This is a genomic window from Azospirillum oryzae (assembly GCF_900177515.1).
GTDB classification, from domain to species: domain Bacteria; phylum Pseudomonadota; class Alphaproteobacteria; order Azospirillales; family Azospirillaceae; genus Azospirillum; species Azospirillum oryzae_A.
Genome location: NZ_FXAK01000007.1, coordinates 1,894,412 through 1,908,495, shown reverse-complemented (window position 1 = coordinate 1,908,495; position 14,084 = coordinate 1,894,412). Strand labels below are relative to the sequence as shown.

The 14,084-nt window shown below is 66.5% G+C and carries 11 protein-coding genes; 4 read left to right on the top strand and 7 right to left on the bottom strand.

All coding sequences use genetic code 11. The features are described 5' to 3' along the window. Positions 1-13: 13 nt before the first annotated feature. Complete coding sequence (gene topA / locus B9N97_RS21410) at positions 14-2,803, bottom strand: type I DNA topoisomerase (RefSeq protein WP_085089757.1); 2,790 nt, start codon at positions 2,801-2,803, stop codon at positions 14-16. A 46-nt stretch (positions 2,804-2,849) separates the two neighbouring features. After that, positions 2,850-3,986 (bottom strand): DNA-processing protein DprA, encoded by a 1,137-nt coding sequence (gene dprA / locus B9N97_RS21405; RefSeq protein WP_085089756.1) that lies wholly within the window; start codon positions 3,984-3,986, stop codon positions 2,850-2,852. A 416-nt stretch (positions 3,987-4,402) separates the two neighbouring features. Here dprA and B9N97_RS21400 point away from each other — a divergent pair, with 416 nt between their 5' ends. Then, positions 4,403-5,881, top strand: a complete 1,479-nt coding sequence (locus B9N97_RS21400; RefSeq protein ID WP_085089755.1) for a methyl-accepting chemotaxis protein — start codon at positions 4,403-4,405, stop codon at positions 5,879-5,881. Between the two features lie 51 nt (positions 5,882-5,932). Here the strand turns inward: B9N97_RS21400 and B9N97_RS21395 are convergent, their stop codons facing one another. Next, positions 5,933-6,730 (bottom strand): oxepin-CoA hydrolase, alternative type, encoded by a 798-nt coding sequence (locus B9N97_RS21395; RefSeq protein WP_085089754.1) that lies wholly within the window; start codon positions 6,728-6,730, stop codon positions 5,933-5,935. A 218-nt stretch (positions 6,731-6,948) separates the two neighbouring features. Between B9N97_RS21395 and B9N97_RS21390 the strand changes: the two genes are divergently transcribed. Both B9N97_RS21390 and B9N97_RS21385 read left to right on the top strand, forming a co-directional pair. Next, positions 6,949-7,638, top strand: coding sequence for a rhomboid family intramembrane serine protease (locus tag B9N97_RS21390; RefSeq protein WP_085089753.1), 690 nt, complete (start codon positions 6,949-6,951; stop codon positions 7,636-7,638). A 779-nt stretch (positions 7,639-8,417) separates the two neighbouring features. After that, positions 8,418-9,506, top strand: a complete 1,089-nt coding sequence (locus B9N97_RS21385) for a TRAP transporter substrate-binding protein (protein ID WP_085089752.1) — start codon at positions 8,418-8,420, stop codon at positions 9,504-9,506. 73 nt (positions 9,507-9,579) lie between these two features. On the opposite strand, the gene B9N97_RS21380 is transcribed toward B9N97_RS21385, so the two are convergent. Then, positions 9,580-10,023 (bottom strand): MaoC family dehydratase, encoded by a 444-nt coding sequence (locus B9N97_RS21380; RefSeq protein WP_085090698.1) that lies wholly within the window; start codon positions 10,021-10,023, stop codon positions 9,580-9,582. Between the two features lie 147 nt (positions 10,024-10,170). Between B9N97_RS21380 and B9N97_RS21375 the strand changes: the two genes are divergently transcribed. Continuing rightward, positions 10,171-10,764: a TetR/AcrR family transcriptional regulator gene (locus B9N97_RS21375; protein ID WP_085089751.1), complete on the top strand. Its 594-nt coding sequence runs from the start codon at positions 10,171-10,173 to the stop codon at positions 10,762-10,764. Between the two features lie 90 nt (positions 10,765-10,854). On the opposite strand, the gene B9N97_RS21370 is transcribed toward B9N97_RS21375, so the two are convergent. The 3 genes from B9N97_RS21370 to B9N97_RS21360 all read right to left on the bottom strand — a co-directional run bounded on the left by B9N97_RS21370 (position 10,855) and on the right by B9N97_RS21360 (position 14,028). Continuing rightward, a complete protein-coding gene (locus B9N97_RS21370; RefSeq protein ID WP_085089750.1) occupies positions 10,855-11,181 on the bottom strand; it encodes a CtrA inhibitor SciP in 327 nt (108 codons plus the stop codon). Positions 11,182-11,370: 189 nt separating this feature from the next. Beyond that, entirely contained in the window at positions 11,371-12,120 is a 750-nt protein-coding gene (locus B9N97_RS21365; RefSeq protein WP_085089749.1) for a flagellar hook assembly protein FlgD, read from the bottom strand. Positions 12,121-12,198: 78 nt separating this feature from the next. Next, positions 12,199-14,028: a flagellar hook-length control protein FliK gene (locus B9N97_RS21360; RefSeq protein ID WP_085089748.1), complete on the bottom strand. Its 1,830-nt coding sequence runs from the start codon at positions 14,026-14,028 to the stop codon at positions 12,199-12,201. Positions 14,029-14,084: the final 56 nt, after the last annotated feature.

Here is a 14,084-nt window from a genome sequence, read left to right as displayed (position 1 = left end):
GAGGGGACTTCGGTTACGATGCCTTGGCGGTCTTCTTCTTCGGCGTGGCGGCTTCCGCCGGGGCGTCCTTGGCGGCCTTGGCCTTGCTTGACTTCTTGGCGGCGGGCTTCTTCGCCGCGGCCTTCGCCTTGGCGGGCTTCTCCGTCTCCGCGCCCTCGGCCTTGGCCGGTTCGGCCTCCTTTGGAGTCTTGCCCTTCTTGGCGGCGTCCTTGGCGACCTTGGCGTCGATCAGTTCCAGCGCCTGTTCCAGCGTGACGCTGTCCGGCTCGGTGCCCTTGGGGATCGAGGCATAGACGCTGGCGTGCTTCACATAGGGACCGAAGCGGCCGGAGCCCATGGTGATCGGCTTGCCGGTCTTGGGGTGGTCGCCCAGCGTCTTGGCCGGGGCCGACGCCTTCTTCGCGGCACCGGCCAGCAGGTCGACGGCGCGGTTGATGCCGATGGTCAGCACGTCGTCATCGGGCGTCAGCGACTTGTAGACGCTGCCATGCTTCAGATAGGGGCCGAAGCGGCCGATGCCGGCGCTGATCTCCTCGCCGGTTTCCGGGTGGTTGCCGATCACGCGGGGCAGGGCCAGCAGCTTCAGCGCGGTGTCGAGATCGACGTCGCCGGCCGCCATGCCCTTGGGCAGCGACACCCGCTTGGGCTTCGGCGTATCGTCCTTCTTCTTTTTCTTGGCCTTCGGCTTCTTGCCGTCGGCGGCCGGCTCTTCCGCCGCCGGCTCCTCCGGCGGAGCGACCGCCGCGGCGGGCGGCGGGCCCAGCTGGATATAGGCGCCGTAGGGGCCGCGGCGCACCGTCACCGGCAGACCGGTCTCCGGATCGTTGCCCAGCTCGCGCGGGCCTTCCTGCGCCTCGCCATTCTCGTCGTTGGCGACGGCCAGCGGCCGGGTGTAGCGGCAGTCGGGATAGCGCGAGCAGCCGATGAAGGCACCCATCTTGCCCAGCTTCAGCCCCAGCCGGCCCTCACGGCAGACCGGGCAGACGCGCGGGTCGTGTCCATCCTCGGTGGCGGCGGGGAAGAAATGGGCGCCGAGTTCGTTGTCGAGCGTGGTCAGCACCTGGGTGATCGTCAGGTCCTTGGTGCCGTTCACCGCCGCGTCGAATGCGGTCCAGAAATCGCGCAGGACGGTCTTCCAATCGATCTTGCCGTCGGAGATCTCATCCAGCTGGTTCTCCAGCTCCGCGGTGAAGTTGTACTCCACATAGCGGTGGAAGAAGTTCTCAAGGAAGGCGGTGACCAGCCGGCCGCGGTCTTCTGGAATGAAGCGCCGCTTGTCCAGCCGGACGTAATTGCGGTCCTGCAGCACCTGCAGGATCGAGGCATAGGTTGACGGCCGGCCGATGCCCAGTTCCTCCAGCTTCTTGACGAGGCTGGCTTCGGAATAGCGCGGCGGCGGCTGGGTGAAGTGCTGGTCCGGGACGATGTCGCCGCGGTCCAGAGCGTCGCCCTGGTCCATGGCCGGCAGGCGGCGTTCCTGCTGGTCGTCCTCGGCCGCGTCGTCGCGGTCCTCCTGATAGACCTTCAGGAAGCCGTCGAACACGACGATGGAGCCGGTAGCGCGCAGCACCACGTCCTTCGACGGGCTGGCGATGTCCACCGCCACCTGATCCAGCACGGCGCTTTCCATCTGGCTGGCCAGCGTGCGCTTCCAGATCAGTTCGTAGAGCCGCAGCTCGTCGCCTTCCAGATAGCCGGCCACCGATTCGGGACGGCGGTGCAGGTCGGTCGGGCGGATGGCCTCGTGGGCCTCCTGGGCGTTCTTGGCGGCGGTCTTGTAGACGCGGGGCTGGGCCGGGACGTAGCGCTCGCCATAATGCGAGCCGATCAGGCCACGGGCGCCGTCGATGGCCTCCTGCGACAGGCTGACGCCGTCGGTTCGCATATAGGTGATGAGGCCGACCGTCTCGCCGCCGATGTCGACGCCCTCATACAGCTTCTGCGCCGTGCGCATGGTGCGGGTGGCGCCGAAGCCCAGCTTGCGCGAGGCCTCCTGCTGCAGGGTGGAGGTGGTGAAGGGCGGCGACGGGTTGCGGCGGCTCTGCTTGCGCTCGACCTGTGATACGGCGAAAGCCTGCGGGCGGATCTTCGCCACCGCGGCCTCGGCCGCCTCGCGGTTGGGCAGGCCGAACTTGTCGAGCTTCCTGCCATCCAGCTGGGTCAGCGACGCGGTGAAGGATGCCCCCGCCGGCGTGGTGAAGCCCACCGCGATCGACCAGTATTCCTGCGGCTTGAAGACCTCGATCTCCGACTCGCGCTCGCAGATCAGGCGCAGGGCCACCGACTGCACGCGGCCGGCCGACTTGGAGCCCGGCAGCTTGCGCCACAGCACGGGCGACAGGGTGAAGCCCACCAGATAGTCCAGCGCCCGGCGCGCCAGATAGGCGTCGACCAGTTCGCGGGAAACGTCGCGCGGGTTGGCGATGGCGGCCTGCACGGCGCTCTTGGTGATCTCGTTGAAGGTGATGCGCTGGACGTCGCGGTTGTCGGTCAGGTGCTTCTCGCGCAGCAGTTCCGACAGGTGCCAGGCGATGGCCTCTCCCTCGCGATCCGGGTCGGTTGCGAGATAGACGCGGTCGGCCGACTTCACCGCCTTGGCGATCTCGTCGATGTGGCGCTTGGAGCGGTCGCCCAGCTCCCATTCCATCGCGAAGTCTTCATCCGGGCGCACCGAACCGTCCCGCGCCGGAAGGTCGCGGACATGGCCGAAGCTGGCGATGACGGTGTAGTCGTCGCCCAGATACTTGTTGATGGTCTTCGCCTTGGCCGGCGATTCGACGATGACGACGTTGCTGCCCGGCAAGAAACCAGCCCTTCGCGTATGCCCACCTAAACCACGGCGATGACGATCAGGCGAGAGAGACCTGATGACCGGGAAGACGCTGGACTCGGCCGGCAAGCTCAAGTTCCAGAACCACGGTCAGCACCACCGGAGCGGACAATTGGCACCCGCGGACGAGTTCGTCAATGGTGACGGGCGAGTGGCCCAGGTTTTCCAGCACCAGGGCGCGTGCCTTGGCGAGGTCGGATTCGTCCGGCTCGGTTGCAGGGGAAGGGGCATGGATGGGGGCGCTGAACAGGTCGCGCTGCCGTTCCGCCAGCGTCGGAGGCCGCAGGTTCTCGATGGCGCGCAGCACGTCGTCGGCGCGTTCCACCAGCGTGGCGCCCTGGCGCAGCAGGTTGTTGGTGCCGTGGCACCGCGGGTCGAGCGGGGAACCCGGGACCGCCATCACCTCGCGCCCCTGTTCCAGAGCCATCCGCGCGGTGATGAGAGAGCCGGAGCGCAACGCCGCCTCCACCACCAGCACGCCCAGCGACAGACCGGAGATCAGGCGGTTGCGGCGCGGAAAATGGCGGGCTTGCGGCTGGGTGCCGATCGGGCTTTCCGCCACCACCACGCCCTGCGCCATGATGTCGCGGTAGAGCCCTTCGTTCTCGGGCGGATAGACCACGTCGATGCCGCCTGCCAGCACCGCAGCGGTGCCGCCGACGATGGATCCGGCGTGTGCGGCGGTGTCGATGCCGCGGGCAAGGCCGGAGACGACCAGCAACCCGGCCTCCCCAAGGTCGCGTGCCAGCGATTCGGCGAACTTCTTGCCGTTCAGCGAGGCGTTGCGCGCGCCGACGATGGCGACGGCGCGCCGCCGCAGCAGATGGGCATGCCCGGCAACCGAGATCACCGGCGGCGCATCGTCCACCGCCGCCAGCGGTTCCGGATAGTCGGGTTCGCAGGCGCAGATCAGCCTGGCGCCGAAGCGGCGATTGGCCTGCACTTCCCGCTCCGCCTCCGCCTTCGGGGCGACGCGCAGCGGCTTGCTCCGCCCACCGCGCCGTGCCAGTTCCGGCAGCATGTCCAGTGCCTTGGCGGCGCTGCCATACTGTTCCATCAGGCGGTGAAAGGTGATCGGACCCACATTCTCGGTGCGAATGAGGCGAATCCAATCGAGCCGTTCAGCGTCGGTCAGGGGGTGGCGTGGTTGTGTCATGCCTGGATTTAATACAACTGATCGGATGTGCGGGCAACATGCATTCGTGTGGATGAAGGCTTGGGCGGGTGCCGATGCTCCTGTTTGTGCGGGCCGCTGCATTTCCGGTGCGTATGTCGGGCTCCGGCTTTGCCAAGAGCTGTTACGCTTGGCCTGTGGTGGTCGGCGCTGCATCGCGACATGAATGGCATGCTGCTGAGCAACATTGTTTCCGGCCCTCTGTGCCCGATCAAAGATGCCGCTGCGGTTTGGTTTGTGGAACTTATGCGATGGGTTGTTGGCTAAGCTGCCGAACCTTGTTGTGTATTTCAAATATCTAAAGAAAATGTCACAAGATGTCGGAGTTACCCTTATGGAATTCTCATAAATTGCCGGTATTATCGGACCCATACCAGCGTACTCACGAGGGAAGGCCGATGTTCGGACGGGGGAAGATCAATCAGGTGCTCGGGCGCAAGATGGCGGCGCTCGATTCGCTGCGCGCCAAGGTGATGGTGGCGGATGAGAATCTGACCATCGTCCACGTCAATCCCGCCGTGGTGACGTTGCTGCGCGAGGCCGAAAGCGATCTGCGCAAGGATTTGCCGCGCCTGGACGTCAATCGGCTGGTCGGCAGCAACATTGATGTGTTCCACAAGAACCCGAGCCACCAGCGCGGGCTGCTGGCGTCGCTGAGCAAGCCTTACAGCGCCACCATCAAGGTCGGCGGACACCAGTTCGACCTGCTGGTCACGCCGTTGACCGAAGACGGCCGGCGCATCGGCTTCGTCGTCGAATGGGCGGATGCCAAGGAAAGGCTGGAGAACCTCGATTATGCCGGGCAGATGGCGGCGATCAGCCGATCGCAGGCGGTGATCGAGTTCACGACCGAAGGCATCATCACCAAGGCCAACGATAATTTCCTGAAGGTGATGGGCTATCGTCTGGACGAGGTCGTCGGCAAGCACCACAACATATTCGTCGAGCCGGCCTATCGCGACAGCGCCGATTACGCCCGTTTTTGGGAAACCCTGCGGCGCGGAGAATTCCAGGCGGCGCAGTACAAGCGGATCGGCAAGTCCGGCAATCCGGTCTGGATCGAAGGCGCCTACAACCCGATCCTCGACGAGAAGGGGCGGGTCGTCAAAGTGGTGAAGTTCGCGGTCGACGTGACCGCGCAGGTCCAGTTGCTGAACAACCTCAAGGTAATGATCGACAAGAATTTCGGCGAGATCGACCAGGCGCTCCACCTGTCGATGGGGGAGGCGCATTCCGCCAACGACGCCGCGGGCTCCACCTCCGCCAGCGTCCAGGCGGTGGCGGCAAGCGCGGAGGAACTGGTCGCCTCCATCGGCGAGATCTCCCAGAGCATGACCCGCGCCCGCTCGGCGACCGACGGCGCCTTCGACCGCACCGTCGCGGTGGCGGAAAGCACAGACCGCCTGGCCGCCGCCGCCCAGGCGATGAACGGCATCGTCGGGCTGATCAACAGCATCGCCGGCCAGATCAACTTGCTTGCGCTGAACGCCACCATCGAAGCGGCCCGTGCCGGCGAGGCGGGGAAGGGCTTTGCCGTCGTCGCCTCGGAGGTGAAGAACCTCGCCAATCAGGCCGGCAAGGCGACCGAGCAGATCTCCGCCGAGATCGAAGGCATCCAGTCGACCTCGACCGAAGTCGCCAATGCGCTGAACGCCATCCGCGAAGCCGTCTCGGTGGTGCGGGAGCATGTGACCGGCACGGCCTCGGCGGTGGAGGAGCAGAGCGCCGTCACACAGAACATGTCGTCCAACATGCAGAACGCGTCCGCCGCAGTGGCGACGGTGACGTCCAACATCGCCGCCATCTCCACCGCGGTCAATCAAGTGGCCGGTGCGGTCGGGCGGACGAAGGAGGCGGCGCACGTCCTTGTGCGGTGATGCGGAGCCGGCCGGATGCCGCGACCGACGGCGCCCGGCCCGCTTTATCGCTCAGCGCTTGTGAAACACCGGCCGGCGCTTCTCGAAGAAGGCGGTGATGCCCTCCTTCGCCTCGCCATGGTGCAGGGCCTCGACGAACAGGTCGCTTTCGCGGGCAAGCTGGGTGGCGAAGCTGCCATAGGCCAGTTCCATCAGCTTCTTCGCCCGGCCCATGGCGCCGGCCGGCCCTTCGGCGATTGTCTGCGCCCAGGCGGTCGCCTCGTCCAGCGCCCGGCCCGGCGCGGTGACGCGGTTGACGACGCCGGCGGCATGCAGGCGCGCGGCATCGACCGGGCCGCCGGTCAGCATCAGTTCGGCATAGAGCTGCGGCGGCAGCGCGCGGGCGAGCGAGGCGGAGGCGCCGCCGTCGGCGGTCAGCCCGACCCTGACATAGGCGGTCAGGAACTGCGCGTCCTCTGCCGCGACGATCAGGTCGCAGGCCAGCGCCAGCGAGAAACCGGCGCCGGCGGCCGGCCCCTCCACCGCGGCGATGATCGGCTTGGGGCATTCGCGCATCGCCCTGACCCAACCGTGGAAGCGCTCGATCCCGTCCCGGTTCTCCGACCGCGAGCGGCTGCCATGGTGATAGAGGTTGTTCAGGTGTCCGCCGCTGCTGAAGGCGCCGCCGGCGCCGGTCAGCACGATGGCGCCGATGCCGGGGTCGTGCGTCGCTTCGTCCAGCGCATCGCGGCCGGCGGCCATCATCTTCAAGCCCAGCGCGTTGCGGGTGCCGGCGTCGTTCATGGTCAGCACCATGACGCGCCCCTGGCGGTCCACCGTCATGCTGCCGGTATCCTGACGTTCGTTCATGGTCGCTTCTTTCCCGGTTGTCGTTATCCGGCGAACGGACCCTCACCGGATGGTAGAGCCACTGTGCCAGCCGGTGGCCGGCGCTCCAATCCGTACAACCGGTATAGGAGGGCCCTGAACGGGACAGAAAACGGCTGTTTTTCGCCAATACCCCTTCTTACATTGGGGTGAGACTTATCGCCGCGCGAAGCGGCGGCACCGAACAGCGGGGGCAGGGGATGGCGCTGGCGCTGGACCGGCAAGGCCGGAGCGGGGGAACTGGGCCGGTCGCCGTTGCGCCAATCCCGCCCTATGCCAACCGCACCGTCATCCTTGTCTGCGTGCTGGCCTTCGTCCTGCGGCTGCCGCCGGAATCCTTCGCCTTCGTCCCCGCCTATTTCTTCGGAACGGTCGAGCTGGCGGGGCCGCTGCCCACCGGGGCGCTGTGGCGCGGGCTGTTCGGGCATGTGCTGATCCATGGCGACCTGACGCATCTGGTCTCCAACATGGCCGTGCTGTGGCTGTTGGGCGACGTGGTGGAGCGGGAGGCGGGGCATCTCCGCTATCTGGCGCTGTTCCTCACCGGAATGGTGGCGGCGGCGCTGACGGAGGGGCTGCTCGCCGTCGACCGGATGGCGCCGTTGATCGGGGCGAGCGGTGCGATCTGCGCGCTGATGGGCGCCTTCCTGTGGATGCGGCCACGCTTCGGACTGCTGTCGCGGCGCTTGCCCCGGCGGCTGGTGCAGGGGGCGATCCTGGCTTTCGCGCTGTTGAACGCGGCGATGACGCTGGTGCCGCTGAAGGCCGACTCCCCCTTTGCCGAGGTCGGATGGGCGGCGCATGCGGGAGGGCTGGCGGCCGGGCTGCTGTTGGGCGGCGTGCTGCTGTGCCTGCGTCCCAGGCACGGCCGGCTGACCGGCGTTCCTTGAGCGGTCGCGATTCTCCCCTGTTGGCGATCGTGAAGCGCGCGCTGGGGTGAGGCGTTGCCGTCGGCGTGAAAAAGCACTATTTTCGGGGTGGGTGTGCCGGGGCTCCTATCCCCGGCACACCCACCCGATCAGCGGTTCAGGTACTCAAGCACCAGCTTGACCACCTGCAACAGCAGGATCAGGAGAGTGAGGATTTTGCTCATCCTCTTGCCCTCCGTTGGTGCGGCGCGGGCGGTGGCCGTTCCACCGCCCCGACCGCTTGGCAAACATGCCAAGCATCCCATTCAGTTGGAAGCTGCAAGTTGCACGCGATGGCGTGTGTTCGCCTTTGCATGCGTATGACGCGCTTGCACGTGGCGCGGCCGACGGCGTGTTTCGGAACTGCCGCCGATGAACGAAAGTAGGGGTGGGTGCCATTCCGGGCGTCGCATATATCATCGGTACACGTAACCATTCAGGCGACGGCAAGACGGTTCCGCGGTTGATCGATGAGGCTGATGGATGCTCCCCCGAGCAGATGTCAGTCTTGGTATCTTCCCGCGATGCATTGCTTTGAAAATCCTGCAGAGGGCGACGGACTCCCGTCGCCGTTTCAGCCGCGCCTGCGCGCTGTATTTTCCATGCGATGGAATAGGGCGGGAATGGAAGCCATGCATTTTGACGAATTGTCCAACAGCCATCGCAATTTCTAGGATTGTTCAGGCACCATAGTGTCTTCTGTTCGGCAAATGGCGTCATCGCTTAACCGGCGCCATGGCCATAACGATGAGGAAACGTTCATGAAGCGTCGTTCCTTCCTGACCTCTGCCGGTGTCGGCGTCGCCGCCAGCACCCTGGCGGCCCCCGCCATTGCGCAGACCCAGCCGGAAATCCACTGGCGTCTGGCGTCCAGTTTCCCCAAGAGCCTGGACACCATCTACGGTGGCGCCGACACCATCGCCGCCCGCGTCGCCGCGGCCACCGACGGCAAGTTCCAGATCCGTCCCTTCGCCGCCGGTGAGATCGTCCCCGGCCTGCAGGTGCTGGATGCGGTGCAGAACGGCACGGTCGAATGCGGCCACACCGCCAGCTATTACTATGTCGGCAAGGACCCGACCTTCACCTTCGACGCGACGGTGCCCTTCGGCCTGAACGCCCGTCAGCAGAACGCCTGGATCTACAATGGCGGCGGCATGCCGCTGCTGCGCGAGTTCTTCGACGGCTACGGTGTCGTGAACTTCCCGGCCGGCAACACCGGCGTGCAGATGGGCGGCTGGTTCCGCAAGGAGATCAAGACCGTCGAGGATCTGAAGGGCCTGAAGTTCCGCATCGGCGGCTTCGCCGGTCAGGTCCTGGCCAAGCTGGGAGTCGTGCCGCAGCAGATCGCCGGCGGCGACATCTATCCGTCGCTGGAAAAGGGCACCATCGACGCCGCCGAGTGGATCGGCCCCTACGACGACGAGAAGCTCGGCTTCAACAAGGTCGCCAAGTACTACTATTATCCGGGCTGGTGGGAAGGCGGGCTGAACGTCTCGCTGCTGGTCAACAAGCAGCAGTGGGAACAACTGCCCAAGCAGTACAAGGCCGTTCTGGAGGCCGCCTGCTTCGAAGCCAACCTGACCATGAACGCCAAATACGACGCCGAGAATCCGGCGGCGCTGAAGCGTCTGGTCGGCGGCGGCGCCCAGCTGCGCCCCTTCCCGCGTGACGTGATGGAGGCCTGCTACAAGGCCGCCACCGAGCTGTACGATGAAACGGCGAAGAGCAACCCGAAGTTCGCCAAGATTTACGAGCCGTGGAAGAAGTTCCGTGACGACGAATATCTGTGGTTCCGGGTGGCCGAGAACTCCTTCGACAACTTCGCTTTCACGGCCGGCCTGAAGCGCTGACCGCAGGAAACCGGATTTAGTCAGCTTTGACTGCGGCCCCCGCATCCCCTCCCGGATGCGGGGGCTTTCTTTTTCAGGAGGGGCGGCCGGGTGCCAGCAGGTTGGCGATCATGGTCTGCACCACCTCGTCATTCTGGTTGAAGGTGGTGGTCTTCACCCGCAGCACGCCCTGGTCGGGGCGCTTGGCGGAGCGGCGGGCCTCCATCACCTCCATCTCGATGCGCAGCACGTCGCCGGGCCGGGTCGGGCGGGGCCAGCCGATGGAATCGACGCCCATGCCGATATAGCCGCCGGCCAGTTCGGCGCTGCTGCCGACGATCATCCGCATGGTCATCCCGGCGGTGTGCCAGCCGCTGGCCGCCAGCCCGCGGAACAGCGTGTCCTTCGCCGCCTCGGGGTCCAGATGGAAGGGCTGCGGGTCGAACTTTTTGGCATAGGCGACGATCTCCGCCGCCTCGACGGTCAGCGGCCCGCCGGTGAAGCGGTCGCCCACCGTGACATCCTCGAAATAGCGCATCCCCCGGAACTCCATTCATTGTGACGGACAGATCCGCATCGTCCAGCGATGATACAGACCTGTCTCTTCGTTGCGATGGTAGAGACAGGTCTGTATCATTGTCAACGGCGGGCTTGAACCCGGCCGTTCGGATCGGATGGGGTGGGAATGGCAGAAGCGGCAAGCGCAAGGAAGCCGGCGCGGGATCGGATTCTGGATACGGCGGCGGAGCTGTTCTATCGCGAGGGCATCCGCGCGGTTGGCATCGACACGATCATCGCCAAATCCGGCGTCGCGAAGATGAGCCTGTACCGGAACTTCGAGTCCAAGGACGATCTGGTCTGCGCCTATCTGGAGCGCAGCATCGCCCAGCATAGCGCATGGTGGGACCGGGTGGTGGCCCGCCATCCCGGCGACCCGCGCGCCCAGATGAAGGCGCTGTTCGTGGCGCTCGCCCACTGGATCGACCATCCGAAGTTCCAGGGCTGCCCCTTCACCAGCGCCGCCGCGGAGTTGCGTGACCCCGCCAACCCGGCCCGCGCGCTGGCGCTGACCCACAAGCGCATGGTGCGCGATCGTCTGCACGCGTTGGCGGTCGCGGCCGGCGCCGACGATCCGGACCGGCTGTGCGCGCAACTGCAGCTGCTGATGGAAGGCGCCTATGCCGCCGGCCGCGCGCTGGATCTGGGACCAAGCAATGATGCGGTGGCAAGCGCGGCTGCGGCGCTGATCGACGGGGCGTGTGGGCAGGCGCGGCCATAGGCGGCGGGTGACCCGGCCTCAACCGCCCCAAACGCAAAAAAGCGCCGCAGGTCGGCCCCGCGGCGCCTCGTCAACTCTGTGTGTGCTGTCTCAGTCGGCGCCGACGCGGTCGCGGACGGACTGGCCGGGGCGGTAATCCTGCAGGCGGGTGGCGCGCAGGCCGCGCATGCCGTGGCTGTCGATCAGCCGCTGCCAGGACAGGAACTCCTCCACCGACAGCGTGTAGCGGCGGCAGGCCTCTTCCAGGCTGATGAGGCCCGAACGGACGCCTGCGACCACTTCCGCCTTGCGGCGCATCACCCAACGCTTGGTGTCGGGCGGGGGAAGGTCGTTTTCGGTCATGGGACGCCCCTCAGGACCAATGACCGATGCACCGGCTGCAGAGTCGTCGCCGGTGTCGAGTTCGATGAGTGCCATGCGCGGACGCTCCAACCCAAACTGTGGATTCCACGATTTCGGGGTACTGTATGCGCCGGCACTTAACAAATGCCTAAACGAAAGGGTTAACTTTTTATCGGGTGGTAGCTGCTCACCCGAACGGATGGAACGGTCGCGGCGCCCCATCCGGTAAGCAGGCCGACTATCCGTGTGTGCAACGAGTCGCGATCAATAGACGGTGGTCAGCTTCGACAGCGGGACTTCGCTGGCACCAATGTTCAGCACGGTTTCGCCGTCCTTGTTGCTGCCGATACCGGCGACGGTGCCGAAGGTATAGGTGGTGGTCTTGATGGTGTCGCTCTTGTTCTCGGCCACCGGCGCGATGTTCATGCGGTAGGTGCCGGGCTGGACCGCGCGGCCGTTGTTGTCCTTGAAGTCCCAGTTGACGGCATGCTTGGTGCCGGCGGTGGTCTCGCCCGGCATCGAACGGATGATGTTGCCTTTGCCGTCCAGGATGTCGACGCGCACCGACTTGGCCGAGGTTTCCAACTCGTAACCCAGCGGCGCCTGTGTCATGCCCTCGCTGTACTGGAAGCTGTCGCCCTCGAAGGCGACGGTGCGGCCGAGATAGGCGAGGTTGGTCGACGCGGTGCCGGCCGACTGCAGCTGAACCAGCTTGTCCAGGCGGCTGTTGGTGCCGATGTTCTGCTCGACGTTGGCGAAGTCGACCAGTTGCTTGGTCATGTCGTTGGTGTCAAGCGGCTTCAGCGGGTCCTGGTTCTTCATCTGCGTGGTCAGCATGGTGAGGAACGTCTGGAAATTGTCGCCGAGGCCCTTGGTCGCCGATGCGGTCTTGTCGGCATCGGTCTGCGGAGTCTTGGCCGTTTCGGACGCCGTCTTCGACCCGGTGGACAGGCCACCCGAATAGGTGCCGTACTGGTTCAGGGTCGGGCTGGTGGTGTTGGTCGTCGTGGTCATGGCGGTCGTCCTTCGTTGGCCTCTCGGCCGATATCTCTCTTGTGACGGTGGACTGTGGCGGGGTAGCCGCCAGCGTCGTCAGGCGCGGATGTCGACGCGTCCGTTGCCGAGCGTTGCCGTGTAGACGGTGCTGTCGGTCCCGTTATCGTCGCCACCCCCGCCGAAGCCGCGGCCGCGCCGACCCGATCCACCGTTCTTGCCGTCGCCCCGGCCGTCGCCTGCGAAGGGATTGCCCTCGCCGCGCAGGCTGAAGTTCAGGCTGTTCGAGTCCGTCTGAAGTCCAGCGTCTTGCAAGGCGCGTTCCAGGCTGCGGCTGTCGCGCTGCAGAAGTTCGAGGGTCTGAGCCTTTTCCACCGCGACCATCGCGTTGACCCGGCCATCGGCGCCGATGTCCAGCTTGATGTCGATCCGGCCAAGCTCGGCCGGATGCAGGTTGATGGTGAACTGGTCGACCTCGTCGCCGACATTCTTCTTGATATGGACGGCGATCTGGTCGTGCACGCCCATCGGCATGCCGGCGCCGCGCGACGGGCGGAGCGTCGCGGTCGCCTGCGGCTGATCGAGTCCGGGAATGCCGCCGTGAGCACCTTCCATCGCGGCCAGGGCCGGGTGGGTATGCGGGCTGGCGGTGGCGGTGCCGGATGCCCCGCCGGCCGCGCCGGTGGCATCGATGCCCTCCAGTGCCGTAGCGGCCTTACCGGTCGCAGCGGTCGTGACGGTTTCCGCCACTGGAACGGCGGGCGTCGCCGGCGGAACCGGCTGCTGCGGCATCGCCTGAGTTTGGGGCTGGGCATCGTTCCGGCCGCTGCCCTCACCGCCGGCATGCTTGCCATTCTGCTTGGCTTCGCCCGTCTTGGCCTTGGCTGCGGCCAGCAGGTCGGCGAAGTGGTCGGGCAGGGCGACGTCCTCGTCGCTCGGCAGTGCTTCGACACCGGCATCGGCCTGTGACGCGTCCGCGGCCTTCGCGGCGTCACCATCCACGGCACCGCCCTTGCCCGCCGCCTTCGCGGCTGCGTCGGCACTGGCGGCCTGTCCACCCGCCATCGCACCGGCAGCAATGGCCTGCGCCTGGGCGAGCTGGGCGGCGGGATCGAGGGTGCCGGCCGTGCCGGTTCCGGCGGCCCCGACCTTCACGTCATCATCGGCGCCGGCGCCGGCCTCATCGGTGACATCCTTGGCTGCGGCCTGTCCGGACGGCATCAGTCCGGCGAGGATCAGGTCGCTGGCCTGTGGCACCGGCTGCGGCGGCACCGGCTGAGCGGCCGGAGGCTGTTCGGTGGTGGACTGTTCGTCGGGCTGGGCCTGCCCGTGGGTTCCGTCATCGGCCGACGCGGTTTCGGTCTGCCCGGCATCCTCGGCCGAAGCGGCTGCATCGTCTGTCGCAGCGGCCTCGTCGGCCGACGCGGTCTTGGTGTCGTCCGTCTTCGCCGCGGCAGTCTTGGAAGAATCGGCCTTCGCCCCGTCGGCCTTCGAGTCCTTCGCCGGCTTTTCGGCTTTGGTCGGCCGGTGGTCGTCCTGCCCGGCCTGGACCTTGCGGTCATCGTCGGCCTTGGCGGACTTCGGCTCCGGAGCGCGGGCGGCATCGGCGGCATCGGCAGCCGGACGGGCGGTCTGGGCCGGGCGGTCGCGGGTCAGGTCGGGCTTCGGTTCGGCGCGCACCGGCTGCTTGCGCTGGGCTTCCGCCCTACGGGCGTCGCTGGCCTCCTTGGCCGCGTCCTTTGCGGCGTCCTTGGCCGCGTCGCGTGCCGCCGCATCGGCCTGCTCACGCTTGCGCGCGGCGGCGTCGGTCAGCATGCGGTCCATCATCTTGGAAAACAGGTCGTTCTTCGTCCCCGTCCCCTGCGTCTGCTGGGACTGGCTGAGACCGTCGAACAAGGACGCGGCGATGTTGTTCGATTGGACTTCCATGGAACGGCCTCTCAGGGACGGCGGAACGCACCGACAGCGATGCGGAGCGACCAATG